This is a genomic window from Vitreimonas flagellata (assembly GCF_004634425.1).
In the GTDB taxonomy this organism is placed as follows: domain Bacteria; phylum Pseudomonadota; class Alphaproteobacteria; order Caulobacterales; family Aquidulcibacteraceae; genus Vitreimonas; species Vitreimonas flagellata.
Genome location: NZ_SBJL01000001.1, coordinates 195,030 through 219,194, shown reverse-complemented (window position 1 = coordinate 219,194; position 24,165 = coordinate 195,030). Strand labels below are relative to the sequence as shown.

Annotated in this window: 23 protein-coding genes and 1 pseudogene; 5 read left to right on the top strand and 19 right to left on the bottom strand. The window is 62.5% G+C overall.

From position 1 onward, the window contains the following. Positions 1-2: 2 nt before the first annotated feature. Both EPJ54_RS01140 and EPJ54_RS01135 read left to right on the top strand, forming a co-directional pair. The gene (locus EPJ54_RS01140) at positions 3-2,501 is read left to right on the top strand and encodes a GAP1-N1 domain-containing protein (protein WP_135209839.1); all 2,499 of its coding nucleotides are present in this window, start codon (positions 3-5) and stop codon (positions 2,499-2,501) included. After that, the gene (locus EPJ54_RS01135; RefSeq protein ID WP_135209838.1) at positions 2,501-3,571 is read left to right on the top strand and encodes a caspase family protein; all 1,071 of its coding nucleotides are present in this window, start codon (positions 2,501-2,503) and stop codon (positions 3,569-3,571) included. Before EPJ54_RS01140 ends, EPJ54_RS01135 begins: the two co-directional genes overlap by 1 nt. A gap of 284 nt (positions 3,572-3,855) precedes the next feature. Here the strand turns inward: EPJ54_RS01135 and EPJ54_RS01130 are convergent, their stop codons facing one another. The 3 genes from EPJ54_RS01130 to EPJ54_RS01120 form a co-directional block, all read right to left on the bottom strand. Beyond that, positions 3,856-4,275: an SOS response-associated peptidase family protein gene (locus tag EPJ54_RS01130; protein ID WP_135209837.1), complete on the bottom strand. Its 420-nt coding sequence runs from the start codon at positions 4,273-4,275 to the stop codon at positions 3,856-3,858. Between the two features lie 91 nt (positions 4,276-4,366). Continuing rightward, the gene (locus tag EPJ54_RS01125) at positions 4,367-5,083 is read right to left on the bottom strand and encodes a hypothetical protein (protein WP_135209836.1); all 717 of its coding nucleotides are present in this window, start codon (positions 5,081-5,083) and stop codon (positions 4,367-4,369) included. Between the two features lie 172 nt (positions 5,084-5,255). Further along, positions 5,256-5,669: a hypothetical protein gene (locus tag EPJ54_RS01120; RefSeq protein WP_135209835.1), complete on the bottom strand. Its 414-nt coding sequence runs from the start codon at positions 5,667-5,669 to the stop codon at positions 5,256-5,258. Between the two features lie 382 nt (positions 5,670-6,051). Between EPJ54_RS01120 and EPJ54_RS01115 the strand changes: the two genes are divergently transcribed. Then, entirely contained in the window at positions 6,052-6,300 is a 249-nt protein-coding gene (locus EPJ54_RS01115; protein WP_135209834.1) for a hypothetical protein, read from the top strand. Between the two features lie 605 nt (positions 6,301-6,905). Here the strand turns inward: EPJ54_RS01115 and EPJ54_RS01110 are convergent. The 13 genes from EPJ54_RS01110 to EPJ54_RS20345 form a co-directional block, all read right to left on the bottom strand. Further along, entirely contained in the window at positions 6,906-7,163 is a 258-nt protein-coding gene (locus EPJ54_RS01110; RefSeq protein WP_135209833.1) for a hypothetical protein, read from the bottom strand. A gap of 47 nt (positions 7,164-7,210) precedes the next feature. Then, positions 7,211-8,311: a TraB/TrbI/VirB10 family type IV secretion system protein gene (locus tag EPJ54_RS01105; RefSeq protein WP_135209832.1), complete on the bottom strand. Its 1,101-nt coding sequence runs from the start codon at positions 8,309-8,311 to the stop codon at positions 7,211-7,213. Next, on the bottom strand, positions 8,308-9,162 hold the full coding sequence (locus EPJ54_RS01100) for a TrbG/VirB9 family P-type conjugative transfer protein (RefSeq protein WP_135209831.1): 855 nt from the start codon (positions 9,160-9,162) through the stop codon (positions 8,308-8,310). Before EPJ54_RS01100 ends, EPJ54_RS01105 begins: the two co-directional genes overlap by 4 nt. Next, complete coding sequence (gene trbF / locus EPJ54_RS01095) at positions 9,159-9,842, bottom strand: conjugal transfer protein TrbF (RefSeq protein WP_135209830.1); 684 nt, start codon at positions 9,840-9,842, stop codon at positions 9,159-9,161. Before trbF ends, EPJ54_RS01100 begins: the two co-directional genes overlap by 4 nt. Then, the gene (gene trbL / locus EPJ54_RS01090; protein WP_135209829.1) at positions 9,839-10,870 is read right to left on the bottom strand and encodes a P-type conjugative transfer protein TrbL; all 1,032 of its coding nucleotides are present in this window, start codon (positions 10,868-10,870) and stop codon (positions 9,839-9,841) included. Before trbL ends, trbF begins: the two co-directional genes overlap by 4 nt. A 1-nt stretch (position 10,871) precedes the next feature. Then, on the bottom strand, positions 10,872-11,588 hold the full coding sequence (gene trbJ / locus EPJ54_RS01085) for a P-type conjugative transfer protein TrbJ (protein WP_135209828.1): 717 nt from the start codon (positions 11,586-11,588) through the stop codon (positions 10,872-10,874). Positions 11,589-11,598: 10 nt separating this feature from the next. Then, positions 11,599-14,064, bottom strand: a complete 2,466-nt coding sequence (gene trbE, locus EPJ54_RS01080; protein WP_135209827.1) for a conjugal transfer protein TrbE — start codon at positions 14,062-14,064, stop codon at positions 11,599-11,601. 5 nt (positions 14,065-14,069) lie between these two features. Next, positions 14,070-14,336 carry a VirB3 family type IV secretion system protein gene (locus EPJ54_RS01075; protein ID WP_239590700.1) on the bottom strand — a complete coding sequence of 89 codons (267 nt, stop codon included), beginning with the start codon at positions 14,334-14,336 and terminating at the stop codon, positions 14,070-14,072. A 53-nt stretch (positions 14,337-14,389) separates the two neighbouring features. After that, entirely contained in the window at positions 14,390-14,701 is a 312-nt protein-coding gene (locus EPJ54_RS01070; protein WP_135209826.1) for a TrbC/VirB2 family type IV secretion system protein, read from the bottom strand. Between the two features lie 235 nt (positions 14,702-14,936). Beyond that, positions 14,937-15,860 carry a P-type conjugative transfer ATPase TrbB gene (gene trbB, locus EPJ54_RS01065; RefSeq protein WP_135209825.1) on the bottom strand — a complete coding sequence of 308 codons (924 nt, stop codon included), beginning with the start codon at positions 15,858-15,860 and terminating at the stop codon, positions 14,937-14,939. Beyond that, positions 15,857-16,306 (bottom strand): hypothetical protein, encoded by a 450-nt coding sequence (locus tag EPJ54_RS01060; protein WP_135209824.1) that lies wholly within the window; start codon positions 16,304-16,306, stop codon positions 15,857-15,859. Before EPJ54_RS01060 ends, trbB begins: the two co-directional genes overlap by 4 nt. Before the next feature lie 5 nt (positions 16,307-16,311). Beyond that, positions 16,312-18,306, bottom strand: a complete 1,995-nt coding sequence (locus EPJ54_RS01055; RefSeq protein ID WP_135209823.1) for a type IV secretory system conjugative DNA transfer family protein — start codon at positions 18,304-18,306, stop codon at positions 16,312-16,314. A gap of 734 nt (positions 18,307-19,040) precedes the next feature. Next, on the bottom strand, positions 19,041-19,283 hold the full coding sequence (locus EPJ54_RS20345) for a helix-turn-helix domain-containing protein (RefSeq protein ID WP_135209822.1): 243 nt from the start codon (positions 19,281-19,283) through the stop codon (positions 19,041-19,043). A 91-nt stretch (positions 19,284-19,374) separates the two neighbouring features. Here EPJ54_RS20345 and EPJ54_RS01045 point away from each other — a divergent pair, with 91 nt between their 5' ends. Together EPJ54_RS01045 and EPJ54_RS01040 are read left to right on the top strand one after the other, a co-directional pair. Then, complete coding sequence (locus EPJ54_RS01045) at positions 19,375-19,860, top strand: hypothetical protein (RefSeq protein WP_135209821.1); 486 nt, start codon at positions 19,375-19,377, stop codon at positions 19,858-19,860. Between the two features lie 4 nt (positions 19,861-19,864). After that, positions 19,865-20,116, top strand: coding sequence for a hypothetical protein (locus EPJ54_RS01040; RefSeq protein ID WP_135209820.1), 252 nt, complete (start codon positions 19,865-19,867; stop codon positions 20,114-20,116). An 11-nt stretch (positions 20,117-20,127) separates the two neighbouring features. On the opposite strand, the pseudogene EPJ54_RS20340 reads toward EPJ54_RS01040, so the two are convergent. From EPJ54_RS20340 to EPJ54_RS01030, 3 genes and pseudogenes are all read right to left on the bottom strand, one after another. Further along, a pseudogene (locus EPJ54_RS20340) lies at positions 20,128-20,229 on the bottom strand (HupE/UreJ family protein); the annotation flags it as partial. A gap of 30 nt (positions 20,230-20,259) precedes the next feature. Then, on the bottom strand, positions 20,260-20,982 hold the full coding sequence (locus EPJ54_RS01035) for a class I SAM-dependent methyltransferase (RefSeq protein ID WP_135209819.1): 723 nt from the start codon (positions 20,980-20,982) through the stop codon (positions 20,260-20,262). Then, positions 20,979-24,161, bottom strand: coding sequence for an efflux RND transporter permease subunit (locus EPJ54_RS01030; RefSeq protein WP_135209818.1), 3,183 nt, complete (start codon positions 24,159-24,161; stop codon positions 20,979-20,981). The genes EPJ54_RS01035 and EPJ54_RS01030 overlap by 4 nt, the downstream gene beginning before the upstream one ends. Positions 24,162-24,165 lie beyond the last annotated feature (4 nt).

The window sequence follows — 24,165 nt, the reverse complement described above, 5'->3', positions numbered from 1 at the left end:
ACATGCCGATCTCCGAGGCGACATTCGGCGCCGTCGACAAGGGCCATGCGATCATTGCGGTCACGTCCGGGGCGGCGAAGGTCGCGCCGCGAATTGTTGGGCGAACTGACCTACCAAATACGGTGCCCTCAGGAACCGAATGGGCGTCGTTCGAAAGCGGCTACTTCGAAGGTGACACCTACGTGCTCGCGCGCACTTGGCCGGATCCCGGCGCGCCGCGCGCGGGGATGGTGTTCACGCACGCCGTCATGGCGCCGTTCGTTGAGATCGACAATCCCGACGGTCTATTGCTGCTATCCGCGAACCTTCCACAGTCGCCCGATCGCGGCGCAGCGCTGAAAGAACGCTCCTGGCAACCGCCAGAGCATCACGCCGTATCGAAGCATGCGCACCAGCTGCTAGATGCGTTGCTTGACGAGAAGCGCCAACCGCCGATCGTTTGGCTCGGCGAAGCCGACTTGCTGCGGACGCTGACGGCGCTCTGGCGCTACCTTCCAAGCGCCGCCCGGCGGTCGGTTACGTTTCGCCTGAGCTTCGGTCCCGAAGATGTCGCAGCAGCCGCACCGTTGGTCGTGATGACGCCTCGCCAATTGGCGCAACGCTGGAAGGGCCGAACGATCATTGATCCGACGCAACCGCCGCCGCCGGCGTCCGAGGTGGCGCGATCAATCCTTACTCCATCGTCGGCCGACGAGATCGCGGCGTACGCCAACGCATACGGCATCATCGTGCGTTCGTTGAGCGAGTTCGGATTGCTGCAGAAGAGCTGGGAAATCGGCAAGAGCGGAAGCAGCGAGTATGGCGTGTTGCTCGCGCAACTGCGCTTTGTCATGACGCTTTCGCCCCAACGCGAACCCGGCGCGGAACAGAAGGCGGTGTTGGTCGCCGACCACGCACGCGCCGTTGACTCCGCCAACACCACGCAAATCTCCGCGCTCCGCAACATCAATCTCGCGACATGGGGCTGCGGCGATCCACTCTGGGCGGCTGTGCGCGCCTGGGCCACGCGGGCGGCGGCGCTCGAAACGGACGCCGCTGACGATATCGCCATCTGGCGAAATGCGACAGCAGACGGCGCTCAATCTGCATGGGCACTCGCCGTGCGCGAAGGACTCGAAGAGGCTGCCAAGAGCGCAGATGGCGCATTCTGCGTCGCCTGGTGGCGACGCTGGACCGCAGCGCCAGAGCTGATCACGCCTGTTTTTGCGCTACTCCCAACCAAGAAGAAGATGCAAGACGCTTTGGTGCTCACGGCCCCGCAGACGATAGACGAGACGTTGGCCGAGCCGGTGATGGCCGCTGCGGCGGGAAAGAAATGGTGGGCGCTACACGCCACAGTGGCGCGGCGCTCGCTCGCACTCAGCGCGGCGGTGAAGCGTCAGCTCGCTGTGGATACAGATCAGGCCTACACGGCAGGGTTCGCCATTCTCTTTGAAGGCTTGCCCGCGCACGACCTGCTAGCGACAGCCGTCGACGTGGAGGATGCGCGACTGATCGCGATGGCTGGCGACGCCGCCGCGGCGGATCCGACTCTACTTGAGCCATTTGATCCTCGCATCGTGGCGTGGCGGCGAATTTGGGAAATCGCAGTTAGGCGAAACGCAGATGCCTGGCAGGGTGTGGGCGATCAAACGGCGGTCCGCGAGGAAATAGTCCAGCAATTGCGCGGTGGTGCACCGCTTGAGCCGAGCTTCCTTGAGCAAGTCGCGGTCACGCCCATAGCGAATCTGACTGACGTACCCGATCGTGGCGACGTGTGGGACACACTCCCTGAACCCGCTCGCAGCGCATTTCTCGCTGCAACGGCGACCGGATGGTTGACTGACTTCGCCAACCGCAAGCGCGCTCCTGACGACGCGGATGCCACGCTGCGGCGCGCGATTGTCGCGCCGCAAGCGCGTGACGCTTTTTTTTCGGCCCACGGCCGCACGGTGGCAATCGCACTAAGTTATTTTGAAGCGTTTGAAGAAGTACCGGAGCACGTCGCAACGGCATGGCTGCGAAGACTACGTGACCAGCACATTTCGGTTGATCAAGCTGACGCGGAGCGCATTGGCGCGCTCGTGCGCGACCGCCGCTGGCACAGCGCGGCGAGCGTCGTTGCGGCGCTCCTGCATACGGATGGTCGCGGCTCCCTTGCGCCCGCGGCGATCGCTTTACGAGGCTTCTTCCAAATGATGGACCTCGGCATGCTGATGGTGAAAGGATTCCTCGACGTCGGTTCTCAGCAAGATGTGTGGGCGATCTTTGAAGACGTGGCGTGCGAGCTCTATCCGCACGGGCCTAACGAAACCGAACTCTGGAGTCGAGCCGGTGGAAAGAAGGCCGACTTGCCTGACGGTTATACCGGTCGTCAGCGCTGGCATGCGACCGTAAAATTGCTGCGCAACGGAGGCTCGCGCCTGTCAGCCAGTGAATTGCTGACTGAAATGACTGCCGATCATCGCCGCAACGAGAAGCTTGCCTGGCTCGCCAAGCAAGCCGCCTTTCAGGAGGAGTGATGACGGAATTCGCGAAAGCCAAGGCACTTTGCATCGGCATCGCAAAGTACGCCGGCTCCCCGTTGCCTTCATCCGTAACCAACGACGCGCGCGATGTCGCGGCCCTGCTCGCGGATCCGGCATTCTGTGGCTATCCCGCCAATGACGTTCACCTGCTGCTCGACGGCGGTGCAACCAAGGCGACGATCGAGGCCGAGCTGGCCTGGCTAGCGGCGTGTGCGGCGCCGGATGAGACCGTAGCAATCTTCTTTTCAGGCCACGGCGCGCAGCTCAGCAACGGCGCGGACGCGGAGGGGTGCCTGTTGCCCGTCGATTTCGATCCCGCCGACGTGCGCGGAAGTTCAATTACAGGCAAACAGCTCACTGCGGCCCTCAACGCGATCAAAGCGCAACGTGTCGCGCTCTTTCTCGATGCGTGCCACGCAGGCGCCACCGGTGAGCCGAAGTCGATCGCGGCGCTGCCAGCCGGCCTCGCAGCCCGCGACTACGAAGCACTCGCGCAAGGAAGCGGCCGCGTGGTCATGGCGTCGTCGCGGCCGAACGAAGTTTCGTGGGCATTAAACGGCATGTCCAACAGCGTGTTCACCGACGCGCTGTTGCGCGCACTTCGCGGCGAAGCCGCTCTCCGTGGCGACGGGTTGGTGCGCGTGTTCGAGGTCTTTCACTATATCGCGGATCGCGTCCCGGCGCTGGAGCCACGCCAGCATCCCATTTTCAAAGCTGCGGACATGGATCAGAATTTCCCGCTCGCGCTTTATCGGGGCGGTACAAAGGGCGCCGCGCAGCCCGCGCGCGTACTGCCGCGCGAAGACCGCTGGTGGCAAGCCCTTGAGGCGGTTGTCTGCAAGATCTATCCAGCGGGACCGAATGATAGCGAGATCTGGAGCCGCGCCGGCGGAGACATCTCCCAACTCAAGAGCAGTCAGAACGCGCGCGGCGCCTGGCACAATGCGCTGAACGCCCTGCGACTGGGCGGCGGCGGGCCTGGGATTAGCGTACAAGGGTTCGTTGAGGCCGTTGCCGCGGATTTTCCGGCCAACAAAGAGATCGAAGAGCTAAAGGCTCTTTGACGCACGGCGACTCGAACCGAGCTATTGATGTACCCGCCCACATACTGCAGGGCCTCATGGTCAGGGACGATCTTCAGCGCATCGGTGGGAAGCACCCTCGCCAGTATCGTCTCGATCTGATCGGGCACCGCGTTGAGCCATTGCAGGCACTCGAACTCGCTGCGCAGGATCACGGGCATCGCCTTCGAGTGAATTGGCTGAACAAGGTCGTTGGCTTCGGTGGTTAGGAAGCTGACGAGCTGGTGCGTGCCCTCGTTCGGCTCTTTCTTAGTGCCGTAGTCGCCTCACCACTCACCGCAAATGCCGGCAAAGAAGAGCATGCCACGGGCGGGTGGTGCGAACCAGCGAATGACCTTCTTGCCTTTCGGCGAAGCATCCTCGTATTCGCTGAAGGCGGTGAAGGGCACGAGGCAGCGGTGCTGTGTCTGTAACAGCGCGCGCCAATGCGGGCTTTTTACGTTGCGGATGTTCGTGACGGGCGCTGAGCCGAATTGCGGTGGCCCCGGCAAGCCCCAACGCTTCTTCATCACTTCAAGCTTGCCGCTCTCGCCGAGCTTGAGAACTGGTCCGAAGCTCTTTGGAAAGACTTCGAGCACGGCGTTGCCGAGGATGGGGTCGATGCGCGTCTCGCTCCATTCGTCGAAGCCGTAGTAGTCGCGCTCTTTGCCGGCCTTGCGGATGTCGGAGGCGTATCGGTTGCACATTATTTAAGGTTAGAACTGTGGACGCCGCCGCGCTAGCGTTCGGGCCGCCGGCGCGAGCACACCCGACCCCGACCGGGCCACGCGCCTTTGCTTATGGTGTCGACCCGGTTCCGACAGCCTTCATGATGTCATCGATGCTGAAGGTGGGGACACGGCCCAGGAACGTCGGGGCCCAGTCATCGATCAATTTTTGCGAAGGCTCAATGCCTGCTTTCGCGGCGAGACGCGCTGCCGCCTCATCGGCGGGAGACAGCGCCGTTGTTTTCTTGATCTCTTCGATGAGCCCGTCAATGCGCGCGTCGGCGCCCGGGCCGACACAGTGATCGTGAATGTAGAGAGTCAAGGCTCGCGCGAACTGCTTCTCCGCGTTGAACATGGTCAGATCGCTCGAAAGGTGCGCTTCATAGCCCGCGACGATGTCGTCGGTCTGAAGCAAGGCTTGGTAGAATTTGAGCGTGTTGTCTTCGAGGAAGCTAATCAGGATGGACTTCTCGGGAGCTATCAGGATCGCGAACGGGCATGGCTTATTGATCGACACTTCGCTGATGACGTGAAGTCCCTCACACGCTGCGGATACGACGCAAAGATTGCGATCAGCGGCGATATTCACCGCGCTCAACAAATCAGCGACTTGCGGCCAAGCGATGCATTTGCCTTCTCCCGCGATCTCGAGACCTGCATCCTTTCCGCCGTGCATGTCGATGTGAATGAGAGGGCGAACGCCCTTGTCGGCAGCCTCCCTCTCCAACGATCGAAGAACGCGCTCGAATTCTGCGATTGTCTGCACATCATGCAGCGAAAACGCCATGCCCTGACGTTTGCATTCGGCTTCCACGTCATCGACAATCTTTTGGTTCCAGCTCTCTTCACCCGCGCGGAGGGAGCGAATCCATTGGACGGAATTGATATCGATGTTGAGGTCGAACGTCTGGGTCATCTGAACAACACCTCAGGTGCGAGCCCTTTCATATATCGGGATTCTATTTGTACCGCGTGCGCGTCTTTCGCGACCGCCAACGATGCGGCAGCGCCATATAGAGCGTCCATTGTTCGCCAATGAGCTTCATGTCGTAGCTGGCATCGCCGCGCTCAAACCCCGCCTCGATGAGACGTCGGGCTTCGTCTTCGCAAGCCTGCGCCGCTGCTTCGAAAGTCGGAAATTCTCCAAGCGAACCGGCGCGCGCACTTGCGTACCAAAAGTCTGGATGCAGACCGTTGGATTTGGGGCCAGCGCGAATATCGAAGCGATAGGCGAAACCGAATTCGAGCGTGTGGCGTTCTTCGCCGCCGACACTCCATTTGCTCCAGCGGCCTTGGCCCATCTCGAATTCTTTCGGCAGCGGCGCGCGCCGGTTGAAGGCGCGTTCGGCCGCCATCCAATCGGCGCTCGTCATTTCGCTTGCGTTCCATGTTTGTTCTGGTAGTGTCAATGCCAACGCGCGCATGAGCTTGAGAGCAATCAAGCAAGCTGGCGGGTAACGGCTGCAAAGCGCGCGAGATGTCTGACACACGTTTGGAACGCGTGCGTGAGTTCTAGCGGCTGACGGCGCGACTCTCCTGTCGCCGTCACGCCGGGCCCTTTCGTTTTCTCGAACGAAGGGCCACGCGTGTGCGCTTCTCTTTATTCTTATGCCGTCTCTCCCGAAGCTTGTGGCGTGTCGTGAGACGCGAGCGCTGGCCGACGCGCGAAGGGCGTGAAGGCGTTCGCGAGCCCATCGCCGAAGCGGGCGGCGTGAGATCCTGGCTGCGCGCCGACCAACCTGAGCCCGATGGCATATGATGAACGACGCCCTTTCCCTTCTTCAGCACGCGCTGCTGCTGATCGGCATGTGGGCGATGCTTCGCGTGTGGTTTGCGATCGATCGAGTCGTCCTACGCATCAGCGCAGTCATTCTCCTCCTGGTGGGTTTGTATGCCTGGGCGCTGCTGGCCTTTGTCCTGCTGTGCGTCGCAGAAAGCGCCCATCGCGGGCTGATGGCGCAGCGGCGCGACGCCGATTTCTACAATGGTCTCTGGATTGATTGAGCGGATACAAGCTTACTCGCGAAGATTGGCGGCGACGAGCTTGATGTTGAGGACGCACCTTTGGCCGAACGCCGGCGTGTCGGCTGCGGCGCAGGAATGGACCAATGCCGACGACGGCGGACTTGGAGGCGATGCGGCGCATCATGGGATGGCGCTGATGGCGGCATCGAGGGGAGAGATCGCGGGGCTGATCCACGGCGTCGACGGTGGGCGTCGCCGCGCAGGCGCGGCCGCGCTCTCGTGGCTTCGCCATCGAGCCGCGCTCGCGGCGCGTCTCGCCGCTTCGCGCGTCCATCGCTTACGCGGAACAACGAGTGCCATCGTGCTCGCGCGCGTCAAGCGAAGCCACGCATCGACCGCGCTGCGCGCGGCCCTGCGCTTGACCCGCGCTGCGCGCGATGGCCGGTGCGTTGGCGTCGGGACGCGGAGCGTCCCTTCATGATGTTCAACCTCGCCCTACTCGGGCGGAGGTCGAACACGGAGCAGCCGAGGTGAGACGCAAGCAGCGCGAAAAGCCCCGTCAGCCCGGAACAATGTCCGGGCGTGCGTGGGGTTCATAGGCGGCTAGTCGGCACTTCACCCCAGCGGATTGGTTGCTGAAGCTTTTAGTCGAACAGATCGCGTTGCGGCGCTCGCGGGGGCTTGGCGCTTATTGCGGCGGGCTTGGCCGCTCGCAGGCGTTTCAGCTTTCGCTCCGCCTCGCGGTTACGCTCGAAGACGCCGCGGCCTTTGAACTTGAGCAAGGCGTCTTCCAGCTGATCGAGGTCGGCCTTCCGCCAGAACACGGCGCCTTGAACGATCACTGGCGTGGGGAAGCCTTCAAGCTTGCTTGAGCGCGCACGCCAGAGGGTGGTGATGCTCACGCAGAGTTCGTCAGCCACTGCTTTCTGTGGAATGAGGTCCTTCCGCCTCACGGCGTGCGCGGCGCGAAGTAGGGTCTAAGTTCGATGTCGCGTGTCACCAGCACACGCACGGGTGCGCCGGCGCGGACACGCAAGGTCGGACGTACTTCGAGTTCACGGTCGACGATGCGGGCGCCGGTCTGGGCAGCTTGCTGGGCGGCGGCGTCGCCAACGCTTTGCGATAACGAGTTGCTGTTCTCGTCGTCATCCTCCGCTTCGTTGGCCACGACGCTGATGATAGCGGAGAGCCCTATCGCGATGCCGAGCCGGCCGAGATGGTTGTCCGTGCGATCAGTAAGTCCAGAGGCGCCCCCGGGATCGGTGGCGTTCATATCCTGCAGATTGATGGACCAGCCATTCGGCAGGATGAGCCGATTCCAAACCAGCAGCAGACGACGATCGCCATAGCGCGTGCCGTTCGCATACGTGCCGATCAGCCGCGATCCTTGTGGGATGAGCAGATGCTGGCCCGTAACCGTGTCGTACACCGGTGCGGTGACTTGCGCGATGATGCGCCCTGGCAGATCAGAATTGAGTGCGGTGACCAGCGCCGCTGGGATGACATCGCCAGCCTTGATCTCATAGCGTGAGCCAGGTGGCGTGAGACGCGCATTCAACCGCGCGTCCGAGTCTTCGCTGGCGTTATCTCCATCAGCACGAGTGAAGAGGATCGGCGATGTCCGCGCTACGGCTTGGGGATCAGGCGCTGGCGCGGCGGTAGACGCGCCTGCGCCTCCATTGGAGCTGTTCGCCCAGGCAGGATCGCGCGGCGGCTGAAGCTCCGCAGTCTCGTCGGAAGCTAATTCCAGGTCAGGGTCGGCCAATTCAAGGTCGGCGCCCGCGAGATCGTGAGCGCCGTACTCGTCGCTGGCGCCCTGGATGGATTCCGGCGGGCCGCCTGCAGCAGCGACCTGCTGGGCTTCCGCCGCGCGGCGATCGGGACGTTCAGACAATCCGTTGACCAGCGCGAACGCAACAATGGCGCCGGCGAGCAACATGCCCGCGAGCAGCACCTTGCGCGATAGCCGTCGCGGTGAAGGCGGCTTCGCACGGATTGCCAGGTTGGGCGGCCCTTCGATTGGAGGCGTGATGTGAGCGGTTGCGCTCATCGCCGCGCTCCGTGCCGTGAACGCGTGCGGACGCGATCGACCGGATTGCGCTCGATGCGTACGATCGTCGCCGAGCGCGTGCCCAAGCGGAGTTCCGCGATGTCGAAGATGCGATCGATCATGTAGCGCTGGCCGGACGGCCCCTGCAGCGTTCGGTAGTTGACGAGTTCGGCGCCCTCGCCAGTCACCGCGAAGAGCGGCGGCAGATCGCCGGCCTCGACATCGGGCGCGAACTCGATCCAGGTGCGGCGTCCATCGTCGAACACGCGCGGGGGCAGCCACGCTGGACGTGCGCCGCGCGTGGTGCGGATCCTGTAATTGAGATTGATGCTGTCGAGCAGCGCAGCCGGCGCCGTCGCTTCGGATCGAGGATAAAACCACGCGATCTGGGCTGAGTAAGCGGACCCGGACTGCGCTATCGCCTCGATGAGATAGGTGCGCCGATCGGTGATGAGCACAATGTTGGTTCGGAGCCCGCTCGCATTCGGCTTCACAAGCACAACGGTCCGCGGATCTTCCGCCGTCTCGCTCTCGGCCTGGGTCACCATCCAGCGCGAGGTATCGCCGGCAGCGATGTCAGTGAGCGCCTCGCCGGGCTCAAGGAGGATTGTCGAAACGTAACTTGGATGCGCATACACTTCGTATATGGCGCCCGCCTCATACACGTACACATGACGCGCTTGCACGAAACCATCGCGCGTTGGGCTTTGGCGCGCAGCAGAGTTTGCGGCCGCCAAAGTCTCGACCGGCGTTTCTGCGCGAGCGCGTCGCGATTGTGCGTCAGCGGGTGAGGCCGCGAGCATCACGAGGCTGGCAACAACGAGCGCCAAAGAGGAACAGCGCACGATCATCGTTCACGGCTCCAGGAGAAATCAGAGATCAAGAGGCCCAACGGGTTGTTGGCGATTTCATCGGCGTTGCGCGGCGCGCGCGTCGTCAGGGTGAAGACGCCGGAATAAACTTCTGGATCGGTTGTCCCCGTGGCATTGGTGGCGCGTTCAACCCACGTCACCTCCCAGGCGTTGTTGGAGCGGGCGATGATGGAGCGAATGTGCACGGTGCGGCCGACCCGGCCGAGAGAGAGGAACGGATCATCCTGACGCGCGATCTCGGTGAGCTGCGCAGCCGCTTGCGGTGTCAGGAAGCGATAAGCCTCTAGCCAGTTTTCGCGGAGCACGACGCCGTCGGTCGGCAGGGAGCGAACCAGCCTCACAAACTGACCGAGATGGTAGGCCTTCTGCGCCTCCGTGGCGGTCCAGCGGCCGTCGGCGGCGCGCACATTCATCACCTGACCTTCGGGGCTAACTTCGACAACATGCACAAAAGTGCGTTGCTGCAACGCAACGACGACGAGTGAGACGACACTGACGCCGAGTAGGCCCAACGCGCCGAACGCAATGGAGCGCCACGACCGTGCCGACAGCACCGCGGAGCCCATGCGCGCGTCCCACTCTTGTTGTGCGCGTTTGTAAGGCGTGTCTGCGGGCGCGGCCGCGTACGAGCGCGCCGGTGAGCGGAAGGAAAAGTTCATGGACCGGCTCCGGACGATCTGGGCTTGGGCTGCATGGCCCCGTAATTGATGGGGGCGCGCGGTGCACCGCCGCTTCCGCCGCCTCGACCGCGGCTTCCGCCGCCGGCGCGGCCGCCGCCGCCGCTTAGTCGGTTCGATGTGCTCATCATGCCGCCTTTGACGGCCTTGTAGACGGCGTGCGCCATGTAGACGCCGCCAGCAGTGGCGAAGGTTGCGCCAACACCGGTGCGGATAGCGTCAGAGCCGGACAGATGCGGCTGGCCTTGCACCACTTCGCTCGCCAGCATGGGGGCGAACCACGCGAGCGCTAGCACCGTGAGGCCAAACAGGAAGATATTGAGCACGCCACCGGCGTTGAGCGTAAACGTTGCTGGCAGCGTGTTGACGAAGGTGATGGCGATCGAGGCGATGAAGGCGAGAACGAACAATCTGATCGCGCACCCCGCGACCCAGCCGAGCGGGCGCTCCGCGACCCATGATGTGCCGTTGAACACGCCCCACGGAAGCGCGACGAACGCCGCGAGGCTGCCAAGTTTGAAAGCGATCAGCGACACGAAGAGTTGCATCGCCAACACGAAGAAGCCGAGCATCACCAGCACGGCCGAGACCCAGACCGTCGCCATGGCGAAGGCATCGGTGAAGACGTTCATGCCTTCGGCCATCGCAGCGGTGCGGCCGAAGAGCTCGACCCCGATTTGGCCGACGCGCCCTGGGTTGTGCAGATCAGCCATGCTCATGCCATTGCCGCCAGCATTGAGGCCAAGCTGCGCGCCGGAGCGGACGATGATCGTGGAAAGGCTCGCCCAATTGTTCACGAGGAAGGCGAAGAACCCGACAAACAGAACTTTACGGAAAAACGGCGCCATCGGCGCTTCGCCTGCAAGCGCCCATTGCGCGCCGGCGAGCGTAATCGAAATGACGATCAAGGCATTCAGGACATAGGTGACGTCGCCTTGGATCAGGCCGAAGCCTGAATCCGCCAGCGCCAGGAACTGGTCGAGAAACGAATTGAGGGAAGCCGGATCCATGTCAAAACGCCGTGCGCGCCGGTTCGGTTGAACGCGTGGTTTCGGTCGGAAAGGCGCGGCGCTGGATTTCACGGGCGCGTTCTTCGCGGGCGAGACGTTCCATTCGCTCGGTTTCAAGCGCCCGCCCTTGTGCAATCAGCAGCGCGTGGATTTCAGCAAGCTGGCTTGCGGTGACGCCGAGCAATTGGTTGCTGGCCTGGATGGCGCCGGTCTGGCCTTCGGCGCTTGATGACGATTGCAAGGCGCGGTCGATGCGATTGCGTGAGCCTTCTATCGAACGCGCGGCCCGCGCTTCCGCTTCCATGGCGCGCTGGAGGCTCTCGCGGCTCTCTTGCTCCCAGCGCTCGGATTGTTGCAGCACGCCTGCAAGATCGAAGTCCTCCCAGGTTTCGGGATAGAGCGTGCGCAGGTTGTCCCCGACCTGATTAACCTCGAAGGCGATGCCTTGGGCGGTGTTGAAGAGTTCGCGAGCTTCGGAGATGGATTGCGTTAGTTCGGGCGAGAGCTGCAACGGGTTTTGCCGCAGCATTTGCGTCGCCTGCTCGATCTGACGGATCTGGTTGTTGATCTGCTCGAGCGCGCGTGTGGCTTGCAACAGATTCTGCGCCAGGTTGGTGGGATCAATAACGGTCATCTGCGCGCGTGCCGGCGCCATTGGCGTCGCCGCGACGATCGCGGCAAAGCCGAACATCACGAGAGATCTGAGTGCCTTCTGCATGGTCCCTCTCCTATTCCGCGGCGATCAAGGATTGTTCGGCCGACATTGCTGGCGATCCGGCCTTTTGCTTGAAGCGCCGCACCGCATCGGCAGCGTCGCGAAGGCCGCGTGCTTCAAGCCAGGCGGGCGCGAAGTTTTGGACGCCGCCCTCCGCGAGCACGCGATCCATCCACGCGTGGTCTTCGGGGCGCGAGGCAGCGACGAAGGCAAGCGCGGCGGGGCCGAGTCCCAACTCGAACAACCGGCAACCTGCGCGTGAGGCGAGATAATAGTCGCGCTTCGGCGTCGCGGCGGCGATGAGCGCGATCTGGCGAGCGTTGAGCCCTAGCGATTCGTAAAACGCGGCCGAACGTGGCTCGCGGGCGCGATCGTTGGGCAGGAAGATGCGGGTGAGGCACGCTTCGATGATGGTCGAGGCGATCGGGCTCGCTTCAACGTCGGCGAGTTCTTGGCTGGCAAAAATAACGGCGACGTTCTTCTTGCGGAGCGTCTTCAACCAAACCTGAATTTGAGAAGCGAACGCCGCGTCCTTGAGGAAGAGCCACGCTTCGTCGAGAACGAGCAAAGTGGGTTTGCCGTCGAACCGGCGCTCCAGCGCGTGGAAGAGCACGGAGAGAACCGCGCTCGCCGCATGCGGACGGCGCATGAGATCGCCCATCTCGAACGCCTGGACGCGGCCACAGCCCAAGGTCGACTGATCGTCGTCGAGCAAGCGCCCGTATGGTCCCGCGCGCGTGAAGGGCGCCAGCGCAGCGCGAACGGTCGCGTCCTGGGCCAATGCTGAAAAGAGCGTCAACGTTCGGTCTTCGAGCGGACGCTGAGCCAGCACTTCCAGCGCGCGCCAGAGCTCGGCGCGCAGTTCGGGCGTCACCGTGACATTGGCGCTGGCGATGAGGCTCGTAATCCAGTCGAGCGCCCAGCTCCGTTCGGCGGCGTCATCGATCTTCGCAAGCGGCTGGAGGCCTAGCGCGTCCTCCTCGCCAAGATCGAAGAAATCGCCGCCCAGACCGAGGATGGTCGCGCGCGAGGACCGGTCCTTGTCGAAGAGGAATACCTGCGCATCAGCGTAACGGAGCCATTGCGCCGCGAGTGTCGCGAGCAGCACCGATTTGCCGGCGCCCGTTGGCCCTACAATCATCGTATGGCCGACATCGCCGACATGAAGGTCGAGCCGGAAGGGCGTCGCGCCATCGGTCGCGGTGAGCATAAGCGGCGGTGCGTTGAGATGGGCGTTGCGTTCCGGTCCCGCCCACACCGCGCTGGTCGGAAGAAGATGCGCAAGGCTGGGCGACAAGAGGATTGGCCGGCGTACGTCGGCATAGGCTTGGCCTGGCAAGCTGCCCAGCCAGGCCTCGACGGCGTTGACGCTTTCGACTTGCGTAACGAAGCCCAATGCGTCGGCGACCTGCTGGACCTGCCGGACAGCTTCGTTCGCCTGCTCTTCGTCGGCCTCAGCGACCGTGATCGTCAGTGTCGCATATCCTGCTGAGACGGCATCTGCGCCGAGTTCTTGCAGCGCGACATCGGCGTCTTCCGTTTGGTTCGCCGCGTCATTATCGAGGAGCGCCGCCTCTTCGCGGAAGAGCGCTTCGCGCAATAGCGTGAGCAAACCCTTGCGCTTGGAGAACCAGCGCTTGCGGATTTTCTCCAATTCTCGCCGCGCCTCTTCGCGGTCGAGCGGCAGGAAACGCGTGACCCAGCGATACGAGATCGGCAGGCGGTTGAGCTGGTCGAGCAGCCCCGGCTCAGTTTCGGTGATGAAGCTTCGAACCGAAATGACCTTCAGATGCCTGGCGCCAAGTGTGGGCGCGAGCCCGCCGATAAGCGGGGCATCCGTCAACAATTGGTCGAGATGGAATGGCGTCTCAGGCACGGCGACGCGGTGCGGTCGATCAGAGACGCAATCATGGAGGTATGTCAGCGCCTCTTCGTCCGAAAGCCAGCGCGCCTCCGGCATGGCGGTTTCAAGCAACGCGATGAATTGGTCGGCTTCTTGCTGGAAGCGTTCGAGATGACGCCGATAGTCGATGATGGCCGCGGTCTCCGCGCCGCCTTCAAAGACGAGGCTCTCGAGCTTTCCTTGCCGTTCGGCGGGCGGTAGCCACGCGAGCGTGAGGAAATAATGACTCTCGAAGCGCGCGCCGGCCGTCTCGAATACAGCGCGACGTTCTTCGTCGATCAGCCACGACACTCCGTCTGGCCACTCGCTATCGGGATAGCCGGGCGAAGGCGATCGGCGCGCTTCGACGTGAAAGCACCAGCCCGAACCGAAGCGGCGGAAAGCGTTGTTCAATCGGCCGCTCGCCCCCATAAGTTCGGCGGCGACGGCGGAATCTAGATCAGGGCCGCGAAATGCGAGCGTTCGCTGAAACGCGCCGTCCTTGTTCAAGACCACGCCGGGGCCAATCAGCGCCGCCCACGGCAGGAAGTCGGCGAGCTTGGCGCCGGTCGAAGCGTAAGGGCGAAGATCAAGCATACGCGTCACGCTGAGAGATAGACGGGCTTGGCCAAGTGCCGCGGCCAAGTTTCGAGAAACCAGGGATCGCGCGCGGCCGCCCACGCGGCGGCGCCTTGCAACACGGCCCAGAGTGGCAAGCCGATGAACGGCTGCTGCAGGCCAAAGCCGATCGCGGCGCCGATAGTGGCGTTCAAAATCGCGAAAGCGCGCGGGACGCCGCCCAGCAGAATGGGGCGTGTCAAGCTGGTGCGCAAAGGCATGGCGTATCCGTCTGGCACTTCGTCGTTCACGAAGACCTCCTCTGTCGTTGTCACTCACTCAAAGCGGCTTCAGCCCTGCGCTGTCAGATCAGCGCCCCGCCGGCGAAGCCGAAGAAATCCAAAAAGAACGAGACCGCCGCAAACATGATGGCGATGCCGAGGCCCACGAAGGCGAGTTTGCGCACGCCGCCACCGCCCTCGGAAAAGATGATGGTCACTCCGGCGATGACGATAGCGACGACAGCGGCGGCGCGCGCCACCGGTCCTGTGATCGAATCGACAATCTGTTCGAGTGGCCCTTCCCACGGCATGCCGGAGCCGGACGCGTAAGCTGGTCCTGCAATCGCAATGATTATGATTGTGAGAGCTGCTGCTCGTGCGCTGACCTTAGGCATCGTGATATCCCCGCCTCGTAGAGGCCTGTTGAGGACAGTTTCCACGAAGACGCGCTCGACGAAATGGCTTTCAAGCCGCGCGCGCAGCCGCCGACGTATGCTCTCACAGCGCGCGCAAACACCTCGTCGCACCTCGCGAGTTGCACCCGAGAATACGGACTGGGTCGCACTGTGCGCGTGCGTGCGTTGCGTATTGTTTGCAGTTTCCGCGATGCTTGAAGTGTTGGGTGCGCGATCAGAGCCGGTGCTGCACAATCTCGGTGATGCTACGGCCGGTCTCGGTGCGGGCGATGAACACAACCATGTCCACGGCCGCGTTGATGAGGCGTGTGGGCGGCGCAGCACTTGCCTCCATCGCCAGATCCTCTAGCCGCGGCAGCGCATCTGCGGCTGAATTGGCGTGCAGAGTGAGCAGCCCGCCAGGGTGTCCGGTGTTCCACGCTTTGAGAACCTCAAGCGCCGCGCCGTCGCGAACCTCCCCAACCACGATCCGATCGGGGCGCAGCCGGAGCGTCATCTTCACCAGATCGCGCATCGACGTTTGCGGCTCGGTTCTCTTGGTCAGCATCTGCACGCTGTTGGGGCTGGCGCAATGAAGTTCGCAAGTGTCTTCTAAAATGATGACGCGTGCTGTGAGGAAGGGTGTTTCGGCGAGTAAAGCATTTAGCAGGGTCGTCTTTCCGGAGCCTGTGCCGCCTGCGACAACAATGTTTCGCCGGTGCGCCACGGCTGCGCGCAAGACATCGGCTTGAGCCCTTGTTGCGATGCCAGCTGTGACATAGTCATCGAGTTCAAAAATACGCGACGGTCGTTTACGGATAGCGATCACCGGCGCCTCGACGAGCGGCGGCAGCAGCGCCTGCACCCGGGCCGCACTATCGGGGAGAATGGTCGAGAGCGCCGGGCGTTCGGCGCCCACGGTTTCGCCCGCTTCGTGCGCCAACAAACGAATGGCGGTTTCGCGCTCCGCGATCGAGAGTGTGTGCGCAGTCGGTTCAAGGCCCCGTCCTAATCGATCGAGCCACAATCTACCGTCCGCGTTCACCAGCGCCTCGACAACGTCGGCTTCGCCTAAGGCATGCGCGACGGCCGGGCCCAGCGCGCGCACCAAGGCAGAGCGTCGACGGGCCGAGACGAGCGCATATCCATCGCCGCTCATGGCGCCGTTGCTCCGAAGTCTCCGCCGGCGCTAGTCGCGTCCTCGCCATTCGGCACACTGCCGCCGCTGATCGAGCGCCCGCCTCGCAGAGCATTGGCGACCATTTGAAGGAACCGCTCGAACCGAGCCTCCGCACTCGCGGCAGCGCTGTCTTCCAGCGCTTCGTCTATCGGAGGATTGTGTTCCAGCCACACGCGGATGAAGAGCAGCAACACTTCTTTGACGATGAGCCCCTCGCCGATGACCTTATCGAGGCGCGCGTCGAGACGGCTTGCCTGCCGCTGGTCGCTGACCGGCGGCAGCGGGTCGCCATCTCGGCCAGCATAACGTGCGCGCACCGCCTCGGCGATGACTGACGATTCTGAGCGGTGCTGATCGCGGGCAATCTTCTCGATTTTGACTTCGAGATCGCGCGTCAGATAGACGGTGATGCCCTTGCGCGGCATGGCGCTCAAATCCCCTTCGAGCGCGGCGGCTCGGTCATCCGCGAGCCATCGGGATTGCGAAAGCTGGCGAGCGCCAGATCGGAGATCTTCGGCCCCGCTTCGGCGGGCGCCGGTGGCGGCGCGGTCGGCGGCGTCGGCGGCGCAACCTTCGCTTCATCCGCTTCGAACAGGTCGGTTTGCGCGCGGGGCGGCGTTGAGGGCTCCGGCCGCTTCGCTGGCGTCACCGGCTTTTTCTCCTTCACCAGGCGGCCGAGAGCCCGCACGTCGCGCCACTCATTGTCATGTACGAGCGCGGCGACGCTGGGCGCCGCGGGGCGCAGGCGCTCGGCAAAGATCGGCTCCTGATCGAAGCGCAGTTTCTTCGAGCGGATGGGCTTGCAGCCAGAAACGAAAATGAGCTGTTGGTCTTGAGGAAGACCGCGCACGTCTCCAGGCAGCAACAACGGCCGGCGCTCTTCGCGATAGGTGATGGCGCCTTTCTGCGGACCCAGGATTGAGCGGGGCCGATGTTCACTCTCCTGCGGACGCATCTCCCAGACTTCGCCGCCCATTTCAGCGATGTGTTTTGCGGTCTCTGGATCGGCTGCCGCGAATGAGGTCACGCAATGACAATTGTCGAGGATGACGTTGTCGCGACCGTAAGCTTTGATGACGTGATTGAGCGACTGACAAACGAGGAATGCTTTGAGGCCATAACCGGCCATGGCGCCCATCATCTTTTCGAAGAAGTCGAGACGGCCCAGTTGAGGAAACTCGTCGAGCATCAGCAACAAGCGGTGGCGCTTCTCACGGCCATGGCCGTCCCGGGTCTGATCTTCCATCAATGTGCGCGCGACCTGACCGATGAAGAGACGCATCAGCGGCATGAGGCGTGGGCCATCTGACGGGGGCGGCTGGAGGTAGAGCGTTGCCGGCCGCTCTGCGCACATAAGGTCGCCGATGCGGAAGTCCGAGCGGCTCGTTTTCTCGACCACGACGGGATCGGCGAAGATGCCAAAGAAGGATTCCGCAGTTGCTTTGATGCCCGAGCGGAGACGCTCCTCGCCGGTTAAATAGGAGGTGGAGGCGTGCAGAACTTCAGGATGCACCTCTGGCATGTTGGTGCGCGGATTGAGGCGATGAAGCGTCAAGCGCATCTCGTCGGCGGCGCGGTCGAGGTCGGCCAGCTTTTCCCGCACGACCGCAAGCGTCTTGCGCTCCACCGGTTCAGTGTAGAGCACGTGCAGAATGACGCCGGTTAGAATGTTCTTGGCGCTGTCGTTCCAAAACCGCTCGCCGCCACGGGTTTGCCCGTGTGGATCGATGATGATGTCGACCACATTCTGGACATCGCGGACTTCGTTTTCGTCTTTGCGAATTTCGAGGAGCGGATTGAAGCAATTGGATGAGCTCTGGGTCGGGGCAAAGCGCAAGACTGGTCCCAACAGCGCGCGATACCCAGACGCGCCCGGAAACCCGTGCCGGCGGTCGCCGTGGTCGAGTTCTCCTTTGACGTCGAGCACGATTACCGATCCGCTCCATGACAGAAGCGTCGGCACGATGTGCCCGCGGCCTTTACCCGAACGCGAAGCGCCGATCAGAATCTGGTGGCCCGGCCCGTCATAAGCCAGGATTTCACCCTGGAACCTGCCGAGGATGGCGCCTTGCTCTGCAAAGAGCCCGGCTGACTCTATGTCGGCGAAGTTTGCCCATGCGTCCTTGCCGAACGGTTTGAGCTGAAACCGTTGTCGTAACCCGAGAGCCGCGACAAGAATACTCGCCGCGAAGCCGGCAAGCACGACAAGACGTGCGACCGCGAATGGCTTGGGAAAACGATCTGACCAGCGCTCAGTCCATTCGAAGACCGCCCAAGGTGCATAGAGAGCGCCCGCTTCCGTTCTCATCCACGGTCCACCCAGCGCCGGCTGATACGCGAAAACCTGCGCCAGATATTGCGTGGCGGCCCCTGCGCCGATCAGCGCGATCAAAAGTGAAACCGCAATGATGATTGCGCTGCGCATGTCCGCTCGCGTTTGGCGTCGCTGGGCACTGTGAGCCGTCGGGCGCACGGCGTCTTTGGGCCGAAGGGCCCATTGCCAAAGGGTTCTTTCCCTAGCTACGGGAATTGCGCGAACGCTTGATCATCTTCCGCTAACGTGCAGACTTTCGGCGGGAAGCGTATTCGCATCTTTCAGTTTGATGCTGCGGCGTGAGCAAATAGGCTTCGACCCGATGAAACACGCAACACAGTCTGGATCTGATCCGCTCGGTGATGTGGCGCGCCTCTGCGAGGAGCATTTCAGAACACACGGCCTAAATATCTTCGCCCGGGTGCGGGAGTCAGATCGAGCTATGGACCTAGCGCTCAGTTCGACCGCTGGGGATGTTCTAACCGTTGTACGCTGCGTCGTGCGGATTGAACCCGCCGATTATCGCGCTCTGCGGACGATGCTCATCCAAGGGGACTTCAACGGCGCGGCTCTGGTCTACACGGCGGAAGACCAGCCACACCTTGCAAATGAGATATCATCCTATTCTCTGGGTCGGGTCGATGAACTTGCTGCTTTCCTCTCCAGGGACAGCGCCAAATAGCCAACGCGTTCCACTTGGCCATGCTCTTCAAAGTAGGCGCTCGCGGCTAACTCACCACCGCCCTCACATGTCGCTCGAAGATCTGGCCACAGCGGTGCCGCGACTGATGCTTTCACGTTGAAGCCGTGGCTCAAGTCCGAAGGGCTGGTTCGCGAACGGACGTCTAGCGCTTCAAACGTACACCTGCGCCACCGTCTTTGCTCGACTTGGGCTCAAGGAAAATTACGCCCGCACCTTCCAGCGCTCGGCGAACGGCTTCCACATTCGCCTCCGTACTACCCGACGGGCCGCGCGCGCCCTCCATCCGCTTGATGGTCTGCACAGAAAGCTTTGTTGCCTCGGCAAGCTGCTGTTGGCTCCAATTAAGAAGCCCGCGTGCTGCCCTGATTTGTCCGGCCGTCAGCAAATGTCACCTTTAGCGCCACAAGTCACTTTTAGTTTGACCAAAAGGGCCAGAAGGACTAAAAGGCGACTCCTGTAGCTGAAGGTTACCCCAAATGACCCGACGCCCGCCATCGGCGGCGAACGCGAGTGCGTGCCGAAACGAACCTACCCGTCGACTGATCCTGGGAGCCGCCGCCGCGCCGCTCATCCCTGGCGCCGCGCTCGCTGCCGACCCTGCCGCTGAGGCGTGCCACGCTTGGCTCGCGCGCAACGCCGAACATGAGCGGCTCGCGGTTCAATGGAGCCGGCTGGAGGCCCGCCTGCATCGCGAGCACAACTGGATGAAGCTAACGCGCGCTCAACGCCGGCGTTTTCCTGAGAGCCGCGAGTTGGACGATCTCGACGACCGCATTGAGGTACTTAGCGACGAAAACGGCGCCTTGCTCAAGGCGCTTCCAGCCATCGTCGCCGCGTCGCCGTTTGGCATTTGCGGCAAGCTCACCATCGCCGTCCTTGAGACGAAGAACGATTGTGAGGATGTGCACAGGCTGATCGCGAGCATCCTGCGCGATTATCGCGCACTGCATGGAGACGCGTGAGGCCATGGCCCGCGCGTCCCGCCGTAACGTGATCGCCGCGATCGGCGCGGCGCCCGTCTTGGCGCAAGGCGACTTCGCCAAAGCCGCTCTGGCTGATCCGGTCATTGTCCTTTGCGCCCATCTATTGCGCCGCCGCGAGGCGCTGATGGGCGCTTGGAGCGACCACGAGCTTGCGGACTCTCGATGGACCATAGAATGGAAGGTTGAGGCCTGTGCCGAAACCCAATTCGAGCACCACACCTTCTGGCGTCGATGATGTAGCTGTTCAATGCCGATATGCTTCAGCCGGTAGAGAAAGAAGATGACGCCGCTGATTTCCTGAATGTATCCCTTGTCGCCCTCCGCGACCACCATTGTGTGGGCGCTATTGTTTCGGGTGTTGCTTTTATCATTCTCAGCCTAAAGGTCGCGCTTGCGCGCCAGCGTCATCAACGTCCAGCCCCAGCCAAGACGTTCCTTGAAACGCTTTGGGCCCTCGCCGAACAACGCCTTCAGCGCTTTGTCCACTTTGTTGTTGGAAACAAGCTTCCAGGGAAAACGATTGGCGCGCGGCGTAATCGCGTTGAGCTCCCACACATCAAAGTGAGGCGACAAGAGCGCATTGAGTTCATCGCGATCCACCCATTGGCGAATTGCGCCTGGCTCGGGCGGCGGCACGCGATTTAATCGCTCCAGCACCGGGCGGTTTTGTGTCGCCAGCATCAGCATGCCGCTGGGCCGCAAGAGCTGCGCAAGCTTGGCCACGAACGCGGGTTGATCGGCGACGTGGGAGAGCACTTCGAGCGAAACGACAACGTCGATTAAGGACGCCTCAAACGGCAGGCTCATAAAATCGCCGGCGACAAAGCGCACCTCCGGCATCCGCACTTGCGCGCGCGCCAGAACGTCTGCCGAGAAGTCGGTTCCAGTCACCCGGCCGAAGTTAACAAGCGAGGGACAGAGCCACCCTGCTCCGCAACCGACATCGATGATATCGAGATCGGTGCGGCCCAAGCGCTGAAGCCAGGCCACGACGTAATCGCGTTGATCGGTGCTCACTTCGCCCAAGCGCTGCTCGCGCGTCTCCGCGTTCCATCGTTCCCAGGCCGCGCGCTGCGCGGCGAGCGGCGGCTGATCGGTCACGAGGCGCCTCCCGTTCCGGTCGGAGCGACCGGGGTCTGTTCCCAGCTTTCGAGTTCTTGCTCTGCGTCGCGATGAACCAGGCGATAGAGCGCGGGCAACACCAGCAGGGTGAGGATGGTCGAGGAGATAATCCCGCCGATCACCACCGTCGCCAAAGGCCGTTGCACCTCGGCGCCGGCGCCGACATTGAACGCCATCGGGATGAAACCCAAACTGGCGACCAAGGCGGTCATCAGCACAGGCCGCAACCGCGTCAGCGCGCCCTCACGTATGGCGTCTTCGACAGAACTGCCCTCCGCACGCAGCGAGCGGATGAAGGAGAGCATGACGACGCCGTTCAACACCGCCACACCTGAAAGCGCGATGAAGCCCACCCCCGCCGAGATCGAGAGCGGCAATCCACGCGCTAGCAAGGCGAGCACGCCGCCGGTCAATGCCAGCGGCACGCCGGAGAAAACAATTGCCGCGTCCTTGGCTGAGCGGAAGAGCGCATAGAGAAGCCCAAAGATCATCAGCAGCGCCAACGGCACGACCAGCGCCAGACGCTGGGCGCCCGAGATCAATTGCTCGAACGTGCCGCCATACTCGACCCAATAGCCTGGCGGCAGCTCGACCTCCGCGCCGACGCGGCGCTGCACGTCTTGCACAAACGAGCCCAAGTCGCGGCCCCGCACGTTGGCGGTGATGACCACACGGCGCTTGCCGTTCTCGCGGCTGATCTGATTCGAACCGACCGAGAGTTCGATTGTTGCAATCTCGTGCAAAGGCACGAAGCCGCGAACGCCGTCAGCGGCGCCTGGCAGTGGGATGCGAAGCCTGCCGATTGCATCGACATCTTGGCGGATTTGCTCTGGAAGCCGCACGACCACATCGAAACGGCGATCGCCCTCGAAGATCTGGCCTGCCACTGCGCCGCCCAGCGAAGCGCGAAGCGTGTCTTGCACATCGGAAACGTTGAGACCAAACCTCGCCAAAGCGGCGCGATCGGGCGTGACTTGAAGCACCGGCAAGCCGGTGATCTGCTCGACCTTAACGTCCTGCGCGCCCGGAATGGCCGCAACAATGTCTTCGATCTCCGCGCCCGTCGCCAGCAAGGCATCAAGATCGTCGCCGAAGACCTTGACCGCGACGTCGGCGCGAACACCTGATAGCAATTCGTTGAATCGCATCTGGATGGGCTGGGTAAATTCGTAATTGTTGCCTGGAATTTCTTGAACCGCCGCCTCCATTTCGGCGAGGAGATCGGCGCGAGAGCGCCAGCCATTCGGCCATTCGCTGCGCGGTCGAAGGAAAATGAAGGTGTCCGCCACGCTCGGCGGCATCGGATCGGTCGCGACTTCAGCGGTGCCGATCTTGGACACCACGCGCTCGACTTCGGGAAACTGGCGAAGGCGCTCTTCGAGCTGGGTTTGCATCTCGATGGCTTGGCCCAAGCTGGTGCCAGGGATGCGCAAGGCGTGGAGCGCGATGTCGCCCTCGTCCAGGTTCGGAATAAATTCCGATCCCATGCGTGAGGCGATGAGAGCAAACACGACGACAAGGCCGACAGCGCCGGCGACGACCAATGTGCGCGCCCGCAGCGCCCATTCAAGCGCAGGCTCGTACCATCCGCGCGCCGCACGCATGACCCGGCTTTCCTTTTCGTCGACCTTGCCGGTCACGAACATGGCGACGGCGGCAGGCACAAAGGTGAGCGACAAAATGAGCGCCGCCGTCAGCGCGAACACGACCGTGAACGCCATCGGATGGAACATTTTGCCCTCCACGCCTGAGAGCGCAAAGATCGGCAGATAGACGAGCGCGATGATCATCACGCCGAAGATCGAAGGACGGATCACCTCAAGGGTGGCGCTTTCGGCGAGTTGGAATCGCTCGTCATGCGTCAGCAATCGTCCGAGCCGGTGTTGCTCCATGCCGTAACGCCTGAGGCAATTTTCGACGATGATGACCGCGCCATCGACGATCAGTCCAAAGTCGAGCGCGCCAAGGCTCATGAGATTGCCGGACACTTCATTTTGAACCATGCCGGTGATGGTGAGCAGCATGGAGAGTGGGATGACCGCCGCCGTGATCAGCGCTGCACGGATATTGCCGAGCAACAAGAAGAGCACGACAATGACAAGGAGCGCGCCTTCGAGCAGGTTTTTCTCAACCGTTTCGATGGTGCGGTCGACGAGTTCGGTGCGGTCATAGACGGGGGAAGCGATCACACCCTCAGGCAATGCGCGTGAGGCTACTTCGAGGCGTGCGGCCACAGCCTGTGCGACTTGCCGGCTATTTTCACCCATCAGCATAAAGACGGTGCCGAGCACGACTTCACGCCCGTTCTCGGTCGCAGCGCCGGTGCGCAGTTCCTCGCCCATGATGACGTCGGCTACGTCCACGATGCGAACGGGCACGCCGTTGCGATTGGCGACGATGATGCGTTGAAGGTCTTCGATGCCCTGCGCTTGGCCTTGCGAACGCACAAGCAATTGCTCGCCGTAGCGCTCGACATAGCCTGCGCCGACATTGGCGTTGTTCTCCGCCAACGCCTCGATGACGTCGTTCATCGAGAGGCCAGCCGCAGCCAAACGATCAGGCCAAGGTGTAACGTGATATTGGCGTTGGTAGCCGCCGATGGTATTGACCTCGGTGACGCCGGGCGTGTTGCGCAATTGCGGGCGGATCACCCAATCTTGCAGCGTGCGTAGATCTTCAGGCGTCCATTCCGAGCCATCGGGCTTAAGCGCGCCCTCTTCGGCTTCGATCGTGTACATGAAGATTTCGCCGAGGCCGCTAGCGATCGGGCCAAGTTCAGGCTCGACGCCTTCAGGCAATTGGCTGCGCACCGCGAGCAAGCGTTCGTTGACGAGCTGACGGGCAAAGTAGATGTCGGTGCCGTCGGCAAAGACAACGGTCACCTGGCTCAAACCATAACGAGAGATCGACCGGGTGTATTCAAGGCCGGGGAGGCCCGCCAGAGCGGTCTCAACTGGAAACGTCAAACGCTGCTCAGCTTCGAGCGGCGAATAACCTTCGGCTTCGGTGTTGATCTGCACTTGGACATTGGTGATGTCGGGCGTCGCGTCGATGGGCAGACGCTGGAAACTCCAAACACCGACGCCGGCGCTCAAGAGGACCAGAGCGAGCACGATCCAACGATGGCGGATCGCCAAATGAACGATACGGTCGAGCATGATC